Below are 23,203 nucleotides of genomic sequence, written 5' to 3'. Positions count from 1 at the left end.
CTTTGTTATAGCCTTGGAAACTATAAAATTTGAATGCTGTGTATAACTTAGATGCCGGAGCAGCCAAGTCCACGAAGCGCCCAACGACTAGCGAGACTTCCCTCACCTCATGACACGATAAAGAAGACTTGCCGATTGGCTGTGCCAGAGGCTTAGTCGCACTTATACCCTGGCGGTGAAAGTCAACATCGACTCCAGGTAAAAGGATGGCCGACTAAAACCAGGCTACGCCTAACATCGGCATACCCCTAAAGGGGCATGTTTCCTTTATCTCCTACGTAGGAATGTTCGACAGGTCGAACCACCCCAAAGTTCGGGGCGCAGTCCGTACGTCGCTAACCGGGCGCTTGCGCTTTTGTTCTTATTTATCTAGTCATTCAAACTCAATAACCGCTTTTCTCACTTTGTCTGGGTTTTTCTCAACAAATTCAAATGCCTCTTTTACTTGATCCACATGGAAACGATGTGTCACAAGACCATTATGCGTTAACTTCTTAGAATTAATCAGCTCTACCACTTTCCCAAACTGATTTGTTTGTAGCCTTGAACCAGTGATTGTCAGTTCCTTTTTCGTGATGTGCATCATTGCAATTGATGAAGGAGTTGCATTGAAACCTAACGTAACAACATTACCTGCAGGAGATGCTACTTCAACAGCTAATTCGAATGTTTGCGGCACACCTACTGCATCAATGACAACATTGGCACCTTCACCATTTGTAATTTCATTTATTTGACCGCTTACATCAACCTCAGATGGGTTAATCGTATAATCTGCTCCATTTTCTTTCGCAAACACTAAGCGTTCGTTTGTAAAATCTGAAATAATAACGGTTGCCCCACGAAGCTTGGCCAATTTTAGAACCGTTATTCCAATAGGTCCTGCTCCTTGAATAAATACAGTTTGACCTTCCCCTACGTTTCCTCTCCATGTAGCTTGAGCACCAATTGTATAAGGCTCAGCCATTACAGCTTCATCCCATTCAATCTCGGAATCTACTTTATGAACTTGTTTGTCTTCTAGAACTACAAATTCTCTCATTCCACCATCTTCATGGACACCAAATACAGAAACTTCTTTACAGACATTTGGTCTACCGTTTTTACATGCATAGCATTCCCCACAGTAGGTAATTGGTTCAATAACAACATGATCTCCAATCGATACTTTAGAAACCCCTGAACCAACTTCGACTATTTCCCCTGTCACTTCATGTCCAACAATTCTTGGGTACGTTGCAAGTGGATTTGTACCGTGGTAAATATGCATGTCCGAGCCACAAATTCCTACTCGCTTAATTTTTACTTTCACTTCGTTTTCCTTTTCAAGCTCTGGTACTGGAATATCCAAAACCTCAATAATATGCGGTTCAGGTATTCTAATCGCTTTCATTATTTCACCTCTGAAATCACTTATTTAAATGCAACAATCAAAAAATTATATATTATCACATTAGCGTGAATTTTTAATTTGTATACTCAACAAATTTACAACATTACCTATTATAGTTGTAAGCGTTTAGAATAACAAGTGTTTTATAAGATTCCTTTTTTGGAAATAAACAATAATTATTGCTCGCTTATCTAAAGATTAATCTTAGAATTATCGTATACCTTCAGCATCTATTTACAGAAAAAAGACCTTAAAGATGGGCTGATGCGGCATCTTTAAGGTCTTTTTAAACGATTTATCAAAAGCTAAACTGACAATGCTTCAGAGATATAATGATTAATCCCCTTTTTTCAGTTGACTCCAAACTTCCTCATAAACACGCTTCAATGGAATATCGTGAGTTTCTGCAATCTTTCTACATTCTTCGTATTCTGGAGAACTTTGAAATACTTCTCCATTCCGAACTCCCTGTTTCACCGTTACAGGTCCCCATTTCGTATCTACTTTCGTAAAGACCCGTTCCATTCGATGGACGGTTAATGGGTAATAACGAATACCAAGTGTGGTTGTTTCCCGCAGTAATATTTCCTTCATCTCTTCAATGGCTTCTTCGCGGCAAAGCAGCTGTAGTAACACGCCTGGCCGATTTTTTTTCATGTAAATAGGTGTGTAAAACACATCATTTGCACCAGCATTAAAGAGCATGTCCATCACATACCCTAGCCACTCGCCAGAAATATCATCTAAATTAACTTCCATTTTAATCATGTGATTATCAATATGCTCTTCATTTGGAGGTCGATAAGAATTCAGATCAATACACCTTCTTTACCATTACACTTTATTCGCTAAACGATCAATTAACACTGCATTATACGCTCCGCCAAAGCCATTATCAATATTGACAACACTTACACCAGATGAGCAACTGTTTAACATGGAAAGCAGTGCAGAGAGCCCTTGGAAATTGGTTCCATATCCCACACTCGTTGGAACAGCAATTAATGGATTAGCGACAAGTCCTCCGACAACACTTGGAAGTGCACCCTCCATCCCTGCCACTACAATGGTTACAGTTGCTCGTTGAATCGCTTCTAAATTATCTAGTAAGCGATGGAGTCCTGCAACTCCGACATCATAAATACGTCTGACATTGCTACCCATAACCTCAGCTGTTATTGCTGCTTCTTCTGCCACCTTTAAGTCTGATGTTCCTGCACAGACGACAGCAATGTATCCTTGATCTCGATTGGCTGGTGATACTTCACGTTTCCAATAAATTAACGCTGCAGTTTCATCATAGTGCAATTCTGGATGCTCTTCTAAAATAGCACTCGCCTTTTCTTTTGCAACTCTCGTAACAAGTACATTATTACCCTTTGTTTTTATTGCATGGATAATTGCTTGAATTTGCTCTACAGTCTTTCCTTCACCATAAATTACTTCTGGAAATCCTTGCCTTTTCGGGCGATGATGATCAACCTTAGCAAAGCCTAGGTTCTCGTATGGAGCCAATTGTCCCTTTGCTTGTTCGATACTGATTTTTCCATCTTGCAGCTGTTTTAAAATTTCATCCATCACGTTTCCTCACCTTGCAACTCCTATTTACTGATAGGACATATTGAACACCTTTATTAAATAACCTCTTTAAGTAAAATACACCATTAAGTCACTAACCATTCTCTCATACTTTTCAAAGATTTTTAAGTATATTTCATGATTATCATTGTTTGCATGGATTACTTTCTCAGCAGGCATATTCTCCTTAATATCGTCAAAGCTTTCTGCTTCACCAATAGCTACCAAAGCTGTCCAAGCTGCCCCCCATGCGGCGTTATGATGTGTATCAGATATATGGATGTCACTGCCAAAAATATCGGCAAGAATTTGTACCCAAAGCTCGGATTTGGAAAGTCCACCGTTAACACTGATTTTTTTCGATTCTCCTGCCATCTTCTCTAATGATTGGCTGATTTGGTAAATATTGAATGCGATTCCTTCTAATACAGCACGCGTCATATGTTCTTTTTTATGCCCAATGCAAAGTCCGAAGAAATTCCCTTTTGCCTTTTGATTCCAAAGTGGCGCACGCTCTCCATTTACATAAGGGAGAAAAATAATCCCATCTGCTCCTGGTTCTACGTCCTTTGCACCCGCAAGCAATTCATCATGCGTACCATTAAATTCAATGATGTCTTTGAACCATTGCAGGGCAATTCCGCCATTATTCGTTGGTCCGCCAATAATCGAACGCTCTTCTGAAAAGGCATACGTAAATGTTTCCATTACCTCATTAACTGGGGCACCTTGAACAAACTGTCTTATTGCTCCACTCGTCCCAACTGAAATATTAACTTCCCCTGGCGCAGTAGCACCGCTTCCAAGATTCGCTAATTGGCCATCAGCCGCTCCAATCACAAATGGATGGTCATGAGCAATTCCGATTTCCGCTGCAATTTGAGTATCAATTGTTGTGAAGGTTTCTGTTGGCGCCACGATCGCAGAAAGCTGTTCCCTTTCAACACCCGCTGCAGCAAGTGCAGTGCTATCCCAATCTAACTCCTTTACATTCATTAAACCAGTAGAAGATGCCATTGCATAATCAATAGCGCGTTTGCCAAACCATTTTTGCAATAAATACTCCTTCATTGTCATAAAATGGGCTGCCTTTTTATAAGGTTCATAATTGTTCTCGCGCATCCATATCAGCTTCATCAATGGTGTCATTGGATGAATCGGTGTTCCAGTGCGAGCATAGATTTCTTTCCCTTGCTCTGACTGCATAAGCGCTTCTGCTTGTTTGCTGCTTCTGCCATCTGACCAAATCAGCATGTTGGATAGTGGCTCGAACTGCTCGTCCATGCAAATGAGCGAGTGCATGGCACAGGAAATTCCCGTGGCGAGAAATTCATCCTGATTAGCATTCGCTTTATTCACAACCTGTTTCATCGCTACTAAACAAGCAGCCTCTACTTCTATGGGGTTCTGTTCTACCCAATCTGCTTGTGGATAATATGTTTCAATCATTTCTTCTGCTTCTGCAATTAACTTCCCTTTCATATCAAAGACGACAGCTTTTGCGCTTGTCGTCCCTATGTCCAGTCCAATAACTAATTTCCTTTTCAAAGTAATCTCACCCTTTACAGACCTATATTAACCAAAGGCTCCTAATTCACAAGGAGCCTCTATCTCTTTATATTGTCATGCTCCCGTAACCACCGTCAACGCGAAGTAAAGATCCCGTTACAAAGCCAGATGCTTTATCGGATGCAAGGTAAATTGCTGCACCTTGCAGTTCTTCCGGTTCACCGAATCGCTCCATTGGTGTATGATTCATGATCGAATTAATACGTGATTCATCAAGAATTTTACGATTTTGTTCTGCTGGGAAGAAACCTGGAATAATCGCATTTACCCGAATACTATAAGGTGCAAATTCCTTCGCCAAATATTGTGTTACACTGTTAACACCAGCTTTAGATGCTGAATACGTAAATACACGAGACAATGGTGTTGTTGATGATACAGATGAAATATTGATAATGCTCCCTTTGCGCTCTTGCTCAATCATACGCTTTGCAAAAATCTGCGTAGCGAATACAAGGCCACGTAAGTTTACATCCATAATGTCATCCCACTCATCTGTTTCAAGCTCAAGAAACGGCGTAGAGCTATTTTTACCAGGAGCGTTTAAAACGATGTCCCAGCCACCAGACCATGCTTCAATATCTTTTGCAGCTTTCTCTACGGATTCCAAATCACTTACATCTGCTTGAAAAGCTTTTGCCGATCCACCGTCTGCTTCAATATCTTTTACAACTGCTTCAGCTTTTTCTAAATTACGACCAACAATTGCTACCGTTGCCCCGTGCGCAGCAAGCCCTTTTGCCATAGAAGCGCCTAATGTACTATTTCCACCGATCGCAACTGCAATTTTCCCTGTTAAATCAAATAGATTACTCACTCTAAATTCCCCCTACTAATGTATTAAAATAAGTTACCTTCTTTATTAAAATCAAATTCATATAGCTCTGAAGCTTTTTCTAAATTCTCATGCTCCTGCACATGTTCAAGAAATGCTTCGGATACTTCAATTTCACTTATTTCTAACGTATTTTTGATTCTAACTAATTTCACCTTAGTAAAATCAAGAATATTACATGTTTTAATCGCAGACTGAATCGCCATCTTATCATTTGGCAACGTTGTTGAGATATGTGTCGGTCCAACAACCGTAGAAGTTAAACCATTTGCATATGTTCCATGCTTATCCATCTTGTTCACTAGTCGCTCAGTTGTAAAATCTGCTGTACCAACCCCATTAGCATTTCCTTCTGACTGTGGTGTTACATCTAAAACGACCATTTTGGATACATCTGGTCCGCCATGTGCGTATGGTGTCGGATATCTACCTGTAATATTCGGGTCCATCCCGTCTCCACTGATATTCTTACCAATCTCATCAATAATGAGTACATCAATTTCATCAAAGAAAAGCTTGGGCAGCAGCTGCTTCGAAAGCTTTTGAAGCTCTGTTTCTCTTGATTCAATGTTTTCTGGGCGAAGTACTTCCACTTTTGCCACTTTATCGAAGGCATTTTCAACTGTCGCTACAGCGAATATAATTGGCATTTTTTCCATTGTCATTTTAGCCATTGCAGGAACATGCTCAGCCATATGCTTAAAGCCTAACTGGTGACAAGCCTCTGCACCTTTTTGTTTCCCAAGACCAATACTGATCATTTTCATGATGCCACTTTCTACTGGACCTCGAAATGCAGTATGTGGTTTGACCCGATTAATGACAACGATACCATCAGCTTGTGACGCAAGTTTATCAATGTATACTGGTAAGCCGTTCGAAAGCTCCCCGATTTTTACTACTTCCATGGAAGAACGAATTTCTGCATTTACTGCTTCTTCTGTAACACCTAAATGCTCCAGTACGGCTTTTTGCCCTTCTGCTGTCGCTCCCCCATGACTTCCCATAGATGGAACGATAAAAGGATTCGCTCCCAAATCTTGCAGAAACTTAACGGTTACTGCAGTTAAATCAACAAGTCGATCCACCCCTCGGCTACCAACTGCAATAGCAATTTCCATACCCGGTTTGACGGTATCCTTGACCTGTTCTAACTGTGCCTGTAATGTTCCAGCAACATCTTCTTCTTTTGTGCTGTCAAACGTTTGCTTTACTTTTGCCAATTTCGGTACAGGAATATCCTGTAGCAGCTCCTGCAAAATACCCATAAAGCGATTCACTCCATTTCACTGTAAAATTATCTATAACAAATAACTACATACTATAATTCCCTAGCAAGCAAAGGATTACCCTTTTGGAATGCTATGTGAAAGCTCCTCTTTGGTAAAACATGAGATTGATTTCTCGTTCCACTTTTGCTTTACTAACTGCAAGCTATTTTTGTAATCCCTTTCAAAAAGCACTTTAATTAATTTGTCCGCCAAACTAATTGTATAAAAAGCATAACATGAAGGTTTTTTACAGTCAACTGATTAACTGATATAAACCTTCATTTAGCTATTACTCGCCCTGATTGTCCTCAATAATTTCACGCCATTGTAAATCGCCCCGCTCTAAGCCGTGAATGAATACTTCAGCACTACCCATATTGGTAGCCAGCGGGACAGCGTATACGTCACAAAGACGCATTAATGCTGAAACATCTGGTTCATGTGGTTGAGCAGTAAGTGGATCGCGAAAGAATATAACCATATCCATTTTGTTTTCTGCAATCATTGCGCCGATTTGCTGATCTCCACCAAGTGGCCCGGACTGAAAACGATGGACAGTTAGCCCAGTATTTTCAGCTATTTTCATTCCCGTCGTACCAGTTGCATACAGCTCGTGCTTTTGGAGACTGTGTTTATAAGCTTGTGTAAATCGAACCATATCTGTCTTCTTTTTGTCATGAGCAATCAATGCTATTTTCATCGTTATCCCTCATTTCTTATGTTAATACCTCTCACCTACAATGGTACGCAATACATTCGGATGTTCTGGGAATGTTTTGGTTCCTGCACCATATCCAATTGCATCAACTTTCAACGTCGGCATATTACCAAACTCCTCCGCTAAAACTGCAATAATTGCCGCTCCAGTTGGTGTTGTCAATTCTGCTCTCAGCTCACTGGCAGCAATTGGTACACCACGCAAAATCTCTAAAGTTGCTGGTGCTGGTACTGGATATATCCCATGGTCAATACGTATTTTCCCACTTCCCACTGGAACTGGAGCTGATATAACCAAATCGATTTCCATCTGATGGAGTAGTATAGCTGTCCCAACAATATCTATAATAGAATCTACTGCACCCACTTCATGAAAATGGACATCTTCTAGTGGCATCCCATGAATACGCCCTTCTGCCTCACCAATTTTTCTAAAAATCTTTAATGCAGTTTCCTCTACTGGTTCCGAAAATTCCGCTCCTTTAATCAGGTTTACAATATCTTTATAGGAGCGATGGTCATGCGCATGATGATGTTCATGGCTGTGGTGGTGGCCATGGTCGTCTGCGTGGTGGTGATGCTCTTCTTCGTTATGTCCATGATCATGATGGTGGTGATGTCCTTCCTCATTATGTCCATGATCATGATGGTGGTGATGTCCTTCCTCATTATGTCCATGACTATGATGGTGGTGATGTCCTTCCTCATTATGTCCATGACCATGATGGTGGTGATGTCCTTCTTCATTATGTCCATGATCATGATGGTGGTGATGTCCTTCTTCGTTTAAAAGTACAACATCAAACTTCGTGCTTGTGATACCATTTTTAACAACCTTATTCCATTTTAATTGATATTCATCTTCCATGCCCAGCTTTTTCAATTCACTCTCTAAATGAATCGGATCCCCACCGGCATCAACTAATGATGAAATCGTCATATCTCCACTTATACCAGAAAAACAATCAAAATATAGAATTTTCATTCCAAAATCTCCTTTTTTTGTTATAATAGAATTACTATTAGCGCACAACATTTTGAAAGCCTTTTCAACCGAACACAATAGTATGGCAGCTATCTATTTTTTTTGCAATGATTTATTATTTGTTTACTAAACAAATAATAACATGTTTTTATACATAATTCTCATTTCGTTATGACAAAGGGGGAGAAACATCATGGTTACAGGCGATGGAGCTTACATCAAAAAGATAAACAGAAGTATCATTTTACAAAAAATAATTGAACACGGTTTTATATCCAGGGCCGAGCTTTCCAAGATTACTGGATTAAATAAGGCAACCATTTCTGTTCAGGTTGTTGATTTACTTGAAGAAAAGCTCGTATGTGAAACACAGCAGGAACATAATGCTGTTGGAAGACGGCCAATCATGCTTTCCATTAATGGAGAAGCTGGATATGTACTTGGAATTGACCTTGACTACAAAGAAATTCAATACCGAATATCCGACCTTCAAGGGAATAAAATTGAAACTAATACTACAAAGCTTGACACCGAAGTTTATGAAGAAGTCGTAAACATTCTAATCAAACAGATTAAAAAATACAAGCAAAAATATGCTGACTGTTATTATGGTTTGGTCCAAACCATAATCGGCGTTCATGGTACTGTAAATAATGATCAATCCATCCTTTTTGTTCCTAGATATCAATGGCGAAACAAAGACTTAAAGTCAGATTTAGAACGGGAAATAGATGTCGATGTCTCTGTTGAAAATACTGCCAACCTTTCCGTCTATGCTGAAAGAGTATACAAGCATCATCATAGCAACAATTTATTAGCCATTGTCCTTAGTTCTGGTATTGGAGCTGGAATCATGCACAACGGCAATTTGGTTAAAGGCCATGATGGTTATGCTGGTGAAATTGGGCATATGATTATTTCTCCTTTTGGAAAAGCTTGCAGATGTGGAAATCATGGCTGCTGGGAGCTTTATGCAGCCGAACCTGCTGTGTTTTCAAGTCTTGCTGAAAAGCTTGATCGTCCAAACTTAACACACCAAGACCTGAAACGGTTAATAGCAGAAAACGATCCGACGACATGTGAAGAGATGAAGACATTTATCAGCTATGTTTCTATCGGACTCAATAATATGATTAATTCCTATAATCCAGAGACATTAGTTTTAAACAGTGAACTATTACATTTATATCCGAATGCTATTGAAGAAATCGAAAATAACCTCCAATCTTCTGTGAGTGTTTATCGTAAAATTGTACTGTCTGATTTAGGTAGAAACGCAATCGTTCAAGGCGCATGTGCACTTGCAATTCAAAATTTTCTCGATGTACAGGAAGTTAGTTTTAAGAACGGCGAAAACTAACTTTGGTAATAAATCTGGTTTATTAGCGTTTAATTGTTAGGAGCTAGTCAAGAGTGTGGAAATCTTTCGAGGTTTTTACACTCTATTTTTTATATAATGATAAGTTTCCATCCCTCAATCTTGCTCTTGCACGCATTCCCGAATTTATTTTCTCGGTTGTTTAAAAAAGAAGGGATACGCGGCTGAAATATTGTCTATCACGGTCTCGTATTGGAGCGAAATGTTTCGAGTTCCAGCTGTGAGATATACTCTCGGTCTGTTCGTAACACAATGATCCAACTTTCAACCGTGAAAAAGCCCTTCACACAGAGTATGAAGGACTTAGGTATTTAAATTATAAGATGTACAGAATTATTAAAACCAATTTGTATGGAACGTACCTTCTTTGTCTTTGCGTTCATACGTATGTGCACCAAAGTAGTCACGTTGCGCTTGAATTAAGTTTGCTGGTAGATCAGCTGTACGATAGCTATCGTAGTAAGCAACCGCACTAGAGAAAGTTGGTACAGCAATTCCGTTTTGTACTGCTAAAGCAACAACTTCACGTAAGGCAGATTGATAGTTCTCCACAACTTCTTTAAAATATGGGTCTAGCATCAAGTTAGCTAGTTGTGGTTCACGATCGTATGCATCTTTAATCTTTTGCAGGAAGTTTGCACGGATAATACAGCCTCCACGCCAGATCATCGCAATATCACCATATTGAAGATCCCAGCCATTCTCTTCAGATGCTGCACGCATTTGTGCAAATCCTTGTGCATAGGAAACAATCTTACTCATATATAGTGCTTTACGAACCGCTTCGATTAGCTCTTTGCGATTACCTTCGTGTTTTTGTACGCTTGGACCAGATAGTTCACCACTAGCTTTTACACGCTCATCCTTCAAGGAAGAAATGAATCGTGCAAATACAGATTCCGTAATAAGTGGTAGTGGAACACCTAAATCCAACGCATTTTTACTTGTCCATTTTCCAGTTCCTTTTTGTCCCGCTTTATCCATGATGACATCTACTAGAGGATTTCCTGTTTCGTCATCTGTTTTCGTAAAGATATCTGCAGTAATCTCAATTAGGTAACTGTCAAGCTCACCTTTGTTCCACTCTGTAAATACCTCATGCAGCTCCCCAGCATCCATGCCAAGTACATTTTTTAAAATATCATACGCCTCTGCGATTAATTGCATATCACCGTATTCAATTCCATTATGTACCATTTTCACGAAGTGCCCAGCACCATTTGGTCCAATGTATGTGACACATGGATCTCCATCCACTTTCGCAGAAATAGCTTCAAAGATAGGTGCAACAAGCTTATAAGCTTCTTTTTGTCCTCCAGGCATCATAGATGGGCCGTTTAGAGCCCCCTCTTCTCCACCAGAAACCCCTGTTCCAATAAAGTGGATACCTGTTTCATCAAGCATTTTATTACGGCGCATCGTATCCTCAAACAACGTGTTTCCACCATCGATTAGAATATCGCCTTTTTCTAGGTAAGGTTGTAAAGATTCAATTGTTGCATCCGTTGCCGCTCCTGCTTTAACCATCAATAGAATTTTACGAGGCGTTTCTAGTGAATTCACAAACTCTTCAATGGTTTTGGCTCCAACAAAGTTTTTTCCTTGTGCTTCGTTCTGAAGAAAGTCCTCTGTTTTCTCATAAGAACGATTGAATACTGCTACAGAATATCCTCTGCTTTCAATATTTAAAGCTAAGTTTTTCCCCATTACCGCTAAACCGATAACACCAATTTGTTGTTGTGACATCTTATTACCTTCCTTTATACCTTTATTTTAAAAACCATTACACAATATGCTATAAACTTTTCCTAACACCTAGTCTTAGTCAAGACTATACCTCTAACACTAGATGTTAAAATCGAGCTACTCACTCATTTAGAACGATTTGTTCAATATAGCAACTCCAATTTATCCTTTTCGTTGTATATTATATCATTTGCCCTGATGAAACTAAACCTATTAGAGAATACTGCTTTTGTTTCTATAGCAATCCCCAACATTGGGAAATTGATGTAAACGATGCATGAAGACTATTATAAATAGAAACAGCAAAAGCATATAAAAATAATTTTTAAAAAATCAAATAGTTTGTTTGTTCAACAAATTATTTGATTGCTATATGTTTATAATATATGTAACCGGTTTAATATTCAAGGGATAGCTACCCTTTTTTGTGTACATATCTTTCCAAAATTCATTAAGAAACGACACTTCCCGGGATTTCCCTAAGAAGTGTCGTTTTTACTATTGTCGTTTCTTCGTTTTTTTATTATTATGTCTTTCTTCTGCTGTTAATGGTTCATTAGCAAATTCATGGTCAAATTCAGTCGATAGCTTTTCTCTTACTGCATGCTTGTCACTTACGACTTCACGTTTATTGTTTCCTGCTTTGCTCACAGATAAGCACCTCCATGCTTCTATGGTGCCACATCTGGATGATAGTATGTATGATTAGAATTTCTTCTAGGCATTCAGAGATTTCAACCTTCCTGAATCATTACTTTCGTTTCATTTAAGCAGCTAGCGACGTTTGTAGCTTTTGCTAACGACTAAATAAGTAACGAAGCGCATCACTTAAAACAGTAGGAACAATCGACATATGGTTTTCTCCCGTGGGAGAACGAAAAGCAACAGCTCTTGGATTATTTACTTGCAGCCTTTGAAAAAGGAGGAAGGCATTTTCGTGCATATCCATTTTCTCCGTTCTTTCCGCAGCTATAAACAGATTTCGATCATGCATGAGAAAATCCGCTCGTTCCTTATTTAAAATCTCCTTGTCGTTCCACCAAATGGATGGACTAAAGCAAATATAATTCCGAAATAAATTGGGACGTTCAAACAACGTATTTAAAACAAATAATCCACCTAATGAATGGCCAAACAGTATTTGATTATGTGGATTAACAGGAGCTGACTGATATACAAATGGCTGAACAATCGTCTCTAAAAAATCGAGAAATTCTTTTGCCCCACCATGCGTTGGCCATGATGCACCATCTGGCTTGGGCGGAAGGGACGCAGCAGCTGATGCAGGTGTAAAATCATATACTCTTAAAGAAGGGAAAATATCATTTACAGCGTATCCTATACTAACGATAATCATCGGAGATACTCCCGTCTTCTCAGCGCGCCTGGACTGTATCTTTACAATCTCTCTACATAACGTTCCATATGCATTTCCATCCAAAACATATAAAACCGGGAAACCTTCCTTAGGAGCACGATCAGTAGGAATCGATATGCTTACTTGATAAGATATATCAGATATCGAATGTCGAAATGTCTGTATTAATTCGTGTTGCATAGTCTACCTGCCCCCTCTTTTTTCATAATGTTAAACGTTGCGCGCTGAACGCATTAATAAATATATAAAATATGGAACACCAATTATGGATATGACTATTCCTACAGCCAATTCAGCAGGTGCAAAGATGGTTCTGCCAATCCAATCTCCCACCACAACCAATAGCATGCCAGTCAGACCACTAATTGGCAATATGTATGGATAGTGGATTCCTACCAAGCGTCTTGCTATATGCGGAGCAATCAGGCCAACAAAACCAATACTCCCAGAGACAATCACAGAGGAGCTGATTAATCCTACCGCTCCTAAAAGAAGCAAGAAACGGATTCGGTTAGCCCGTATTCCTAAACCAACGATAGTCATCTCATTAAGCTGTAAAAGGTTCAATATACGAGCCTTCGACAAAAAGAGCGGGACTACCAGGATAAACCATGGAATCATCGAATAAATTTGTTCCCAAGAGGCACTGTAAATACTTCCAGATAGCCAAACTGTTGCCATTTCAAAATCTTGCGGGTTCATCTTTAATGATACAAAAAGGGTAAGTGCACCGAATCCAGCATTCAGCGCAATCCCAACTAAGATCAGCCGTCTTGGATCGATTTCCCCTCGCTTCCTTGAAAACAAAAAGAGAAAGATAGCAGCCAGTATGCCCCCAATCCAACCAAACAGGGACATACTAATGATAGACAGCTCGCTCATCCCAGTTACATTACTTTGAACGATAAGCATATAACAAACTACAGAAAACCCAACTGCGGCTTGTATTCCTAAAATGCCTGGATCTGCTAAGTAATTTTTTGTTACACCTTGTAAAACAGAACCTACCATTCCTAAAGCACATCCGACAAATGCACCAATCACAATACGGGGCAGTCTAAATTCATAGATAACAAGATGATTTTCCCAGAGGGCATCAAGTCCCAGGAGAGTCTGGATGATTTCCAAATGCGTTAGATCAAATATGCCAGTTGCTAAACTCATATACATGATGAAAATGGTGAACACGATTCCCAACAAAAATATTCGAATAAAACGCCGATTTTCCCTACGTTTATGCATGTTGTTTTCCTCCCTTTACTCGAATTAAATAAAGGAAGAACGGGACACCGACTAAGGCTGTTACGACGCCAATTGGAGTTTCGAATGGCGGATTGATTGCCCTGCTGATAATATCTGCCCAAGCTAAGAAAAACGCCCCTAGTATGCCAGCAAAAAAAATAATCCGTTTATAATCTTCTCCTACAATAAAGCGGGCGATATGCGGGATAACTAACCCAATAAATGTTATTTTCCCAACCATCGCTACCGAAATACCGGTTAGAATTGCTACGCTTAGTATTGTTAGTAATTTCATCTTCATCAGTTTAATTCCCAATCCTTGGGCGACTTCATCTCCTAAAGAAATTGCTGTAATTGCTTTGCTAACCGCCAATGCCAGAAGGAGCCCAATGATTGCAATAGGAATTGACCATTTAATAACAAGCGGATCAATTTGATGCAGCCTTGTGTTATACCAAAAACTAATATTCTGTGAAACCTGATAATATGTAGCAAGCGCCTGGGAAACGCCATTCAGGAACATACCAAGAATCGTCCCAATGATGGCCAAAGAAATGGGAGACAATCCATTGGGTATTAAACGAGCAACTCCAAACACAAATAATAGACCTAGAACAGACCCAATAAACGAAAAAATAATTAATGTCAATGGTGTTGCGTTCGGTAAAAATATCATGCTCAGCGTAATAACAAAAATGGATCCATCTGAAACTCCCATAATACTAGGGGATGCGAGATAATTCCTCGTCATCCCCTGCATTAATGCACCTGAAATGGCTATAAACAGTCCGACTAACAGAGCCCCGATAACACGCGGAATACGGGACGTGCGAATAATCAGATGATCCATATTAGAAAGATCAGCATGGAAGATAGCCTCAAAAACGGTCGATATGTTATAGGTGTTCGCACCATACATAACCGAACAAAATATTGTAATCACGAGACCAATTGGTATGCTAATCAGTAATAGAATCGTTTTATTTCGGATACTAGACATGCACGTTACCCCTATTTCCTCCTGTAATCTCAATTACTCTCTAATGCTTTCACAAATTCACTTTTACTGAATGCGGATCCCCCTTCTAATAAGGAGTCAACGATGTTTACATAGACTTGTTCCTCTTTAAATGCATCGATATTTTGGATAATCGAATTTTGTTTTAATTGCTCAAAAGCTTGTTCATTCTCCTGCGTTCCTGTCTGCTGTACCTGCATGAAAATATAGTCAGGATTCATTTCGGCAAGCTGTTCGATCGATATTTCCTCTTGTGCTTTAGCGTTCTTTACTGCTTCTGGAGCATTTAATTCCAGCTCACTATACAAAATTGGATTGAAGAAGACGTCTTCTGGATAAATAAACATTTTACCAGCCCGAACGCGAATTGCAACAACAGTTTTATCCTCGAAATCCTCTGCTAGATCTGCCTTAGCCGTATCAACAAGCTGACCGTAATCACTCAATAATGTTTCAGCTTCCTTCTCTTTTCCGTTTAGCGCTCCCATTAACAGCAGATTATCCTCCCAATCTGTTGAAATATGGGAAACTAAAATGGTTGGAGCAATTTGTTCCAGCTTACTTACAACCTCTTCCGGAAATTTAGTTGTTCCCAAAATAACATCGGGCTTCAACTGTAATATTTTCTCAAAATTAGGCTCTTGCTTCTCCCCAATTGATTCTGCTTGCCCCATCGATTCCTTAAATACCTCTGGGAACTCTCCGCCAAGCGTAATAGCCCCTACAGGCTCAACATCCAATGCCGTAGCATCTTCCATCGCTTCCATTGCACCAGTAATGACAATGCGCTCCACATCGACAGGAACCGTATACGTTTCTCCTAAATAGGTAATCTCCCGTGTGTCCGATTCACTCTTTTCTCCCCCGTTCACGGATGCTTCCGATTCCTTCGACGCATCCCCTGTATTGCATCCGCCTAATGCAAGCAGACTAATAAATAATAGAATACATAACCGTGATTTTAGCTTCATATCGTAACGCTCCCTTTAGATTCATTTTGTAGTGAATTATTATCCCAAATGCCTCCGGTAAAGAGTGGGGGATAATCCAGTTTCCTTTTTAAAAACTCTGCTAAAATAAAAATGATCTCTGTAACCAATGCTTTCAGCAATATGAGCAATTGATAGATTAGATGTGCGAAGCAATAACTTCGCCTTCTGAATCCGCAAGTCGGTTAAATACATATTTGGGCTAACACCCATTTGTCTTTCAAATAAAGACGATAGTCTCCTGCGGTCTATCTGAAAATGCTTTGCAACGTGTAGAACGGTTATCCCCTTCGGAAAAAATTGATGCATATACTGAATAATGACATCCATATTTTCTGCTTTTTCTAAATCCGTCTTCTCACTTGCCACAATCATCTCTGCCAAAATCGTTAAAAATAACCGCTTCGATTGTAAAAATGCCAAACCACCAGGAATTAGGAAGTTTTGCATAAGCTGCTGAACACGATTATTTAATTTCATACTATCGCCAATCCGAAGCATAAAGTGCTCCCTAAAAATCGGAAATCGATTTGCTGATTCACTCGAAAGTTCAAAGTGAATCACTGCATATTCAAAAACTTCGTCATTCTCAGCCGTGCGCTTCATCTCCATGTTAGGCCCTACATGTAAAATGGATCCTTGTTCAATTTCATAGGTCAACCCATCAATTGAAAATTGTGCCTTTCCTCTTAAAGGGAATACCAACCCACTTAATTTTTCATTCGTAAAAATGGTTCGGACTGAATTTGTATATGTAACCTTTTGCGTAATAATATCAACAAAGGATAGTGGAGCTGTTGTATATAATTCTTTTATTTGCTCCATATTTGTCATATCTCCTACCCACTCCTTCCTTCAGATGCAGGGAAATAATCCTATGGGATACACAATGTGCAATTAATATGCGGAAAACTCTTTTAAATTAACCCAGCCATATGTAACCTTTTCTTAAACACTAGCAACGTGATGATAATGATAATCATCCTCAATTAAAATAATAGCAAATTTTCGTTATTTGTACATGGAGTTTCGCGAAGTTTTTTTGTGTTTTTTTATCCATTGTATGTAAAAAATCCATTTGCCTTTGTTTGTCCTGGTAAAAATAGATTTTTGCTGCGTTATCCCGTATCTTTTTATCTAGTAAAAAAGAACACAAGAGAAGATAAGCACTTCTCCCGTGTTCCTTTTTATCACGCATTAACGAGCTGTAACACCTCCGCCTCTATGCATAAGGTAACCAAAAACATGTAAAGGCGGGGGATAAACAGCCCGTAAATTCCTGATTCTGTTCAACCATTCAGTGGGGAGGAAGGGAAACCCCCAACTTTATAAATAACTTTTTATTTTTCGGATATAATTATGTCTAATAACTATAAAGTAAACAATTTGAATAAGACTAAAGCTTCCTAAAACGAGAGCTGAGCTCTTAAACAAGCTGAAATCAAACATATTTTGCAGTGCAGTTAAAGCTACTGCCCCATGAATGACTGCCACAGCAATTGGAACAAAGAATAACAAAGCTAATTGAGTCGTTAATATCTTGGATAATTCTTTATCCGTAAGACCTATTTTGCTAACCGCAGCAAATTTCTGTTTCTCATTTTCTAAATCAGCATATAAACGGAAGTATAAAAAGCTTCCCGCAGCAACAAAAAATACTGCACCGATAAATAATCCAATGAATAACGTGGCACCTAATGCCTGGTTTAGCTCCATCCAATCATAGCCAAGACTAGCATAGCGAAAATCCTCTCCATATCCGCTTGTTTCAGCTACATCCATTTCCTGGAGAAGCTGCTCACCAACCTCTCCAGTTGCCTTCCAATCTTTCACTTGAAACCCATAATAACTCTCTGATTCGGTTGCTTCTATATCATTATAGAATTGATCATCTACTACAAGGTAGTCATCATACGTTCGAATCAGATTTGAACCCTGATTTGAAATCTGATTCAGTTCTTTACCATCAACTTCTAGATCCATACTCTCCACATGCTCTGTTGCTTCAGAGGTAGAATTTTGATAGTAAAGGAAGATTGTCTGATTATCTGTCAGTTCAAGCTGTTGGTCTTGTTGACCAGCTTCCTTAGCGAGCTCATTGTATTCAGACTCCGATATAATCCCTGTAAGAGGAACATACTCACTAGCCAAGCTAGGTATGGACACCTTTTTGATATGAACAGCCACCTTTGTATAAGGGAAATCAGCTAAATTTGATTCGATTAGCTTAATATGCTCTTCTTCATCGTCATTACCGTATTTTGAGACATAATCCATTGCAAATGGTGTATTTTCTACCATTGAAGTCGTAGACATATAGCGAAAACCTACAAGGCTGCCAATTGCAGTAAAAGCAACGGTTGAAACAATCGCTACAAAGAAAAAGGCACGAGCATTATCCTTCATTCGATAGGCCAGGTCAGAAAACAGGACAAGATTTGTCTTTTTCCAAAACAAGAGTTTGCGTTTCTTTAGCTGATGAATCATAAATACACTTAACTGGGTAAAAAGAAAATACGTGCCGATAATAACAATAATCGTAACAGGTATCATTGCAACAACGACCATCGCTCCGCTTACTGCCAATGCAATTGCATAGCCAGCTGCTAATAAAAGGAATGACAATATCGAAAGGACAGCAGAAGCTTTAGGCTCTTTCTTAGGTGCTGAGCTTCTTTTAATCAAGTCGATTAATTTATTTCCTTTTAATATCATGACTGTAAAGAAGGAAATGACAATAAATAAGAACAAGAAAGCAACACATGTTAAAACAACAGCTTGCCACGGGATATAAAAATCCAGCATTTCCTTTAAATCCAGGACTGTTTCTGCTGTCATCAAGAACAGTTTAGCAAATACGAGCCCTAGCCCTACTCCTGAAGCCGTTGCTAAAAAACCAATTAGTATATTCTCTAAAAAGACCATTCGGCGTAATTGCTGATTTGTCATGCCGAGCATCACCATTAGACCGAATTCCTTTTTTCGCGAGTGTAAAAAGGCACTCATCGATACAAGGACAAAGATAAAGGAAAACACGTAAATAATCCCTTCGGCAAAGTGAAGACCCTTGGACACAGCTGGGTGTACCGCTGATAATCCTGGATGGAAAGCAAAGATTGCATACACAAAAAAGACGAGTACCGAAAAAAGACTACTTAGGAAATATGCTGCATAGATACGCTTATTTCGTAAAACGTTATTAAACGCGAATTGACGAAAGGTCACTTGCATCCCCTCCCAACAGCGATAACACGTCAATAATTTTTTGGAAGAAAGCTTGGCGATTATCCCCGCGATGAATTTCGTTAAACAGCTTTCCGTCTTTAATAAAAACAACTCGCTCTGTATAGCTTGCTGCTACGGGGTCATGTGTTACCATCATCATCGTTGTCTTATCCTGCTTGTTGATTTTCTCCATCATATCCATTGCAGCCCGGGAAGATTTCGAATCCAAATTACCTGTCGGTTCATCCGCTAAAACCATCTTAGGACGGTGAATAATTGCCCTGGCAATGGCAGTTCGCTGCGCCTGTCCACCTGATATTTCGTAAATCCGTTTTTTCAAGATTGGCGTAATCCCAAGCTTTTCTGCAACAGCCACTACCCTTTCCTCCATCTCCTTCACGCGAACACCCTCAAGCGTGAGCGGGAGAACAATGTTCTCTTCTACCGTTAATGTAGGCAGCAAGTTAAAATCCTGAAAAATGAAGCCTAACTCCCTGCGCCGAAATATCGCTAGCTCATTATGCTTCATTCGTAACGGATCCTTGTCATTCACCATAATGCTCCCCGAGGTTGGCTGATCAATTGTTGCTACCAGATTGAGCAAGGTTGATTTCCCGCTCCCAGAAGGCCCCATGATTCCTACGAATTCTCCTTCTTCAATTGTTAAATCTATATTTGTTAATGCCTTATGGGCTACTTTTCCGTCGTATACCTTGCTTAAGTTTTTAACTTTTAATATATCCAATTCAAAATCCCCTTTCCTCTTATATACAGTGTAAAAGAAAATGGGGAATTTAAACATCGCTCTAACTTTCATTTTCCTTACATTCATGTAAGGTTTTGTTTTTTGATTTAAGAAATGAAACTTATCTTAACCAGTGTGCCTTCTCCCTGCGCGGATTCTATGTGAACCTCATGTCCCAGCTTTTCACAAACTTCTTTTACAAGATATAGCCCCATACCTGTAGACTCCCGGTAAACGCGACCATTTTCACCTGTAAAAAATGGGTCAAATACACGCTTTAAATCAGTCATCGGAATTCCAACACCCATGTCTTGAATCACTAAATCTATTCCGTTTTCCGTTTTTTGGTCGTATATCGATATCTTCTTCCCAATTCCACTAGAGTATTTAATACCATTGGTTATAACCTGATTAAAGATAAATTCCAGCCATTTTTCGTCCGATTCAACCATTGCGGGAGAAACTTGTACATCCGGATAAACCTGATTCTTAATGAAAAGACGTTTATTATCCTGGATCGCTTCGTCAACTGCAGCTTTCAGTGATACGGGCTGTACATGGAAATCTTGTTCAAAAGCGTCCAATCTCGCGACATATAAAACCATCTCAAGTCCCTTTTCTAATTTATCCGTTTCCTCTTGGATACTCATCATTTGCTCATCATCACGATCCTGAATGATCAATTCCACGACAGACAATGGCGTCTTCATTTGGTGGACCCACTGATTAATAAAGGTTAAATGGTCTTTTCGCTTTTTCTCTTGTTGCTGCATATCATTTACGTAGAGTCGATGCTGCGCTTTGAGCAAATCACTGAGAGCTGCTGAAACAGGAGCAGTATCCAATGATTCAAAAACCTCATCCAGACTGCTAATTTGCCTTGTTAATCGGTGGTAAAACCTGCGGTGGGTTATATAACGGAAAACTAAATAAATGGTCAAAAGAAAAATTCCGAGAAATAAGGCATAGATCAACAAGGAAAATTGCTGGAAGCCACTCATCCAAACAACAAACAGAACGAGCAGCAGCTGAATAAAATTGATTAGAATAAGAGGGAACTGGTCACGTAAAAATAACCTTACCATTAGGAAGTCTCCCAATTCGGCACGAGTCGATAGCCTGCACCTCGAATTGTTTCAATAGCATCTTCTATACTCAAATCCTGCAGCTTTTTACGAACTCTCGTTACATTAACATTAAGCGTATTTTCATCGACAAATGATTGATCATCCCACAATTTTTCCAATAGCACTTCTCTTGCAACCACCCGCGGCGAACGCTTCATTAGCACCTCAAGCAGAACAGCCTCTTTCTTTGTAAGCGAAACAAGTCCTTTATCCTTGCCTAGTTCCATTCGTTCCACATAAAGTGTCAAACCATTCAATTCAACTACTCGTTCCTTTACCTTGGGGGCATACCCTCCATATGCCCGGCGCAGACTGCTGCGAATTTTTGCCGTGACCACTTCATAAGCAAATGGCTTCGTGATAAAATCATCGCCGCCATTCTCTAATGCCATTACCTGATCCATTTCTCCAGATCGTGCCGAAATAAATAAAATCGGACAAGTTGAAATTTGTCTAATCTGGCGACACCAATAGAACCCATCAAAGCTCGGCAAATTAATATCTAATAAAACAAGATCTGGCAGCACCAGTTTAAACACTTCGGTTACCGCATCAAACTGTTCCGTTATAACCGCTTTATATCCATACTTTTCAAGGTGATTTTGCAGAAGTAATGCGATCTTTGGGTCATCTTCTATAATTAAAATCTTCGCCATCGGAAACCGTCCTTTTAAGTTTTACTGTTATTTCTTATCTAATTGCTTTCAGTATAACCTATATACCATGCCTTTTTTAAGGAACTAACACTTATTATTTTACGATGAAATAAAAAAGCAGATTTATTGCCCAAGAAACACAGCTGATATATACTTCCTTAGAGAAGAAAATTTTTAAATTTATGCGTAATTTTGAATTTACCATTTCAACACGGCATTAATTATTTAATCTCCAATAGGAGGTTATTTAAAATATATAAAACTGTAAAAGGAGTGCTCCCTATGACAGAGAAAGTGCAAATTGGCAAGACAGATTTATATGTAAATCCGGTTGGTATTGGGACAAATAAGATTGGTGGACATAACCTTTTCCCTAATTTGAATAATGAACAGGGTAAGGATACGGTTCGTTTTGCAATTAACAATGGAGTAGACTTTATTGATACCGCCTATCTATATGGTCCCGGTTACTCAGAAGAATTGATCGGTGAAGTCGTGCAAGAAACAGGAAAGCGCTCTGACCTAGTCATTGCAACAAAGGTTTCTCCAATTTTCAATGGAAATGAAATGAGCCATGATAATTCTCCTGCTTTCTTAAAAGAAGAGGTTGAAAAAAGCCTAAAACGATTGAAAACCGATTATATTGATTTATTATATATTCACTATCCAGATGAGAATACACCTAAAGATGAAGCAGTTGGCGCATTAAAAGCATTGAAGGATGAAGGGAAAATAAGAGCAATTGGCCTATCGAATTTTTCAATGGATCAATTAAAAGAGGCCAATAAAGATGGCTATGTCGATGTATACCAGGGAGAATACAGTTTGCTAAATCGTGAGGCAGAAAAAGAATTATTGCCTTACGCGTTGGAACAAAACATCTCCTTTGTGCAGTTTTTCCCGCTTGTAGCTGGCTTATTAGCGGGGAAATACAATAAAGACTCGAAATTTGATGATTTACGCGCAGGACTTCCATATTTCCAGGGAGAGACATTTAAAAACAATCTTGAAAAGGTAGAACAGATTCGAAACATTGCAAATGGAAAAGATACAGATGTTGCAAATATTGTGCTTGCTTGGTATTTAACAAGAGGTGCCATTGATGTCATTATTCCTGGGGCAAAAAACCCTGATCAGGTGCAAAGCAATTTAAAAACACTTGATGTTACATTAACAAATGAGGAAATTGAAACGATTGATCGGATTTTTAAATCGTAGTGGTCAAATTTAGTTATGCTACACATCTTGATTAAAGATATCGGTGTATTGAAACCGAAAGAATTACAAAAAATAAACTTTTAATGATGGAAAACAGGATAGCTATTTAAGTAGCTAATATAAAGCAGTGGAT

General features: G+C 39.1%; 21 protein-coding genes. 2 read left to right on the top strand and 19 right to left on the bottom strand.

Annotated features, from left to right (window positions below):
* Positions 1 to 373: 373 nt before the first annotated feature.
* The 8 genes from D1B32_RS18175 to larC all read right to left on the bottom strand — a co-directional run bounded on the left by D1B32_RS18175 (position 374) and on the right by larC (position 8,348).
* Positions 374 to 1,393 (bottom strand): zinc-binding alcohol dehydrogenase family protein, encoded by a 1,020-nt coding sequence (locus tag D1B32_RS18175; RefSeq protein ID WP_095313444.1) that lies wholly within the window; start codon positions 1,391 to 1,393, stop codon positions 374 to 376.
* Between the two features lie 336 nt (positions 1,394 to 1,729).
* Positions 1,730 to 2,206 carry a nickel pincer cofactor biosynthesis protein LarC2 gene (gene larC2, locus D1B32_RS18170; protein ID WP_095313446.1) on the bottom strand — a complete coding sequence of 159 codons (477 nt, stop codon included), beginning with the start codon at positions 2,204 to 2,206 and terminating at the stop codon, positions 1,730 to 1,732.
* Between the two features lie 21 nt (positions 2,207 to 2,227).
* Positions 2,228 to 2,974, bottom strand: coding sequence for a nickel pincer cofactor biosynthesis protein LarB (gene larB / locus D1B32_RS18165; RefSeq protein ID WP_095313449.1), 747 nt, complete (start codon positions 2,972 to 2,974; stop codon positions 2,228 to 2,230).
* Positions 2,975 to 3,040: 66 nt separating this feature from the next.
* Complete coding sequence (locus D1B32_RS18160) at positions 3,041 to 4,519, bottom strand: gluconokinase (protein ID WP_118890061.1); 1,479 nt, start codon at positions 4,517 to 4,519, stop codon at positions 3,041 to 3,043.
* 67 nt (positions 4,520 to 4,586) lie between these two features.
* Positions 4,587 to 5,357, bottom strand: coding sequence for an SDR family oxidoreductase (locus tag D1B32_RS18155; protein WP_095313452.1), 771 nt, complete (start codon positions 5,355 to 5,357; stop codon positions 4,587 to 4,589).
* Positions 5,358 to 5,380: 23 nt separating this feature from the next.
* Positions 5,381 to 6,643: a nickel pincer cofactor-dependent isomerase, group 22 gene (locus tag D1B32_RS18150; protein ID WP_118890060.1), complete on the bottom strand. Its 1,263-nt coding sequence runs from the start codon at positions 6,641 to 6,643 to the stop codon at positions 5,381 to 5,383.
* Positions 6,644 to 6,935: 292 nt separating this feature from the next.
* Positions 6,936 to 7,346 carry a methylglyoxal synthase gene (gene mgsA, locus D1B32_RS18145; RefSeq protein WP_095313456.1) on the bottom strand — a complete coding sequence of 137 codons (411 nt, stop codon included), beginning with the start codon at positions 7,344 to 7,346 and terminating at the stop codon, positions 6,936 to 6,938.
* Between the two features lie 21 nt (positions 7,347 to 7,367).
* Positions 7,368 to 8,348, bottom strand: coding sequence for a nickel pincer cofactor biosynthesis protein LarC (gene larC / locus D1B32_RS18140; RefSeq protein WP_118890059.1), 981 nt, complete (start codon positions 8,346 to 8,348; stop codon positions 7,368 to 7,370).
* A gap of 193 nt (positions 8,349 to 8,541) precedes the next feature.
* Between larC and D1B32_RS18135 the strand changes: the two genes are divergently transcribed.
* Positions 8,542 to 9,708, top strand: coding sequence for an ROK family transcriptional regulator (locus tag D1B32_RS18135; protein WP_118890058.1), 1,167 nt, complete (start codon positions 8,542 to 8,544; stop codon positions 9,706 to 9,708).
* A 354-nt stretch (positions 9,709 to 10,062) separates the two neighbouring features.
* On the opposite strand, the gene gndA is transcribed toward D1B32_RS18135, so the two are convergent.
* The 11 genes from gndA to D1B32_RS18075 all read right to left on the bottom strand — a co-directional run bounded on the left by gndA (position 10,063) and on the right by D1B32_RS18075 (position 21,852).
* Positions 10,063 to 11,472 (bottom strand): NADP-dependent phosphogluconate dehydrogenase, encoded by a 1,410-nt coding sequence (gene gndA / locus D1B32_RS18130; RefSeq protein ID WP_118890057.1) that lies wholly within the window; start codon positions 11,470 to 11,472, stop codon positions 10,063 to 10,065.
* A 498-nt stretch (positions 11,473 to 11,970) separates the two neighbouring features.
* Positions 11,971 to 12,123 carry a small acid-soluble spore protein SspO gene (gene sspO / locus D1B32_RS18125; RefSeq protein ID WP_095313463.1) on the bottom strand — a complete coding sequence of 51 codons (153 nt, stop codon included), beginning with the start codon at positions 12,121 to 12,123 and terminating at the stop codon, positions 11,971 to 11,973.
* Positions 12,124 to 12,268: 145 nt separating this feature from the next.
* Entirely contained in the window at positions 12,269 to 13,030 is a 762-nt protein-coding gene (locus D1B32_RS18120) for an alpha/beta hydrolase (RefSeq protein WP_118890056.1), read from the bottom strand.
* Positions 13,031 to 13,060: 30 nt separating this feature from the next.
* Positions 13,061 to 14,092, bottom strand: a complete 1,032-nt coding sequence (locus D1B32_RS18115; RefSeq protein ID WP_118890055.1) for a FecCD family ABC transporter permease — start codon at positions 14,090 to 14,092, stop codon at positions 13,061 to 13,063.
* A complete protein-coding gene (locus D1B32_RS18110; protein WP_118890054.1) occupies positions 14,085 to 15,092 on the bottom strand; it encodes a FecCD family ABC transporter permease in 1,008 nt (335 codons plus the stop codon). Before D1B32_RS18110 ends, D1B32_RS18115 begins: the two co-directional genes overlap by 8 nt.
* Before the next feature lie 29 nt (positions 15,093 to 15,121).
* Positions 15,122 to 16,081, bottom strand: a complete 960-nt coding sequence (locus D1B32_RS18105; RefSeq protein WP_118890053.1) for an ABC transporter substrate-binding protein — start codon at positions 16,079 to 16,081, stop codon at positions 15,122 to 15,124.
* Positions 16,082 to 16,120: 39 nt separating this feature from the next.
* The gene (locus tag D1B32_RS18100; RefSeq protein WP_095313471.1) at positions 16,121 to 16,933 is read right to left on the bottom strand and encodes a helix-turn-helix transcriptional regulator; all 813 of its coding nucleotides are present in this window, start codon (positions 16,931 to 16,933) and stop codon (positions 16,121 to 16,123) included.
* 492 nt (positions 16,934 to 17,425) lie between these two features.
* Complete coding sequence (locus D1B32_RS18090; protein ID WP_240033834.1) at positions 17,426 to 19,330, bottom strand: ABC transporter permease; 1,905 nt, start codon at positions 19,328 to 19,330, stop codon at positions 17,426 to 17,428.
* Positions 19,299 to 20,063 carry an ABC transporter ATP-binding protein gene (locus D1B32_RS18085; RefSeq protein WP_095313555.1) on the bottom strand — a complete coding sequence of 255 codons (765 nt, stop codon included), beginning with the start codon at positions 20,061 to 20,063 and terminating at the stop codon, positions 19,299 to 19,301. Before D1B32_RS18085 ends, D1B32_RS18090 begins: the two co-directional genes overlap by 32 nt.
* A gap of 113 nt (positions 20,064 to 20,176) precedes the next feature.
* Complete coding sequence (locus tag D1B32_RS18080; protein WP_095313476.1) at positions 20,177 to 21,154, bottom strand: sensor histidine kinase; 978 nt, start codon at positions 21,152 to 21,154, stop codon at positions 20,177 to 20,179.
* On the bottom strand, positions 21,154 to 21,852 hold the full coding sequence (locus D1B32_RS18075; RefSeq protein WP_095313478.1) for a response regulator transcription factor: 699 nt from the start codon (positions 21,850 to 21,852) through the stop codon (positions 21,154 to 21,156). The genes D1B32_RS18080 and D1B32_RS18075 overlap by 1 nt, the downstream gene beginning before the upstream one ends.
* A gap of 282 nt (positions 21,853 to 22,134) precedes the next feature.
* On the opposite strand from D1B32_RS18075, the gene D1B32_RS18070 reads away from it, so the two are divergent.
* Positions 22,135 to 23,070 carry an aldo/keto reductase gene (locus D1B32_RS18070; RefSeq protein ID WP_095313479.1) on the top strand — a complete coding sequence of 312 codons (936 nt, stop codon included), beginning with the start codon at positions 22,135 to 22,137 and terminating at the stop codon, positions 23,068 to 23,070.
* The last annotated feature ends 133 nt before the right edge of the window (positions 23,071 to 23,203 follow it).

Origin of the sequence: Oceanobacillus profundus (assembly GCF_003515705.1) — a bacterium.
GTDB classification, from domain to species: Bacteria; Bacillota; Bacilli; order Bacillales; family Amphibacillaceae; genus Oceanobacillus; species Oceanobacillus profundus.
This window is presented reverse-complemented; position numbering and strand designations above follow the sequence as displayed.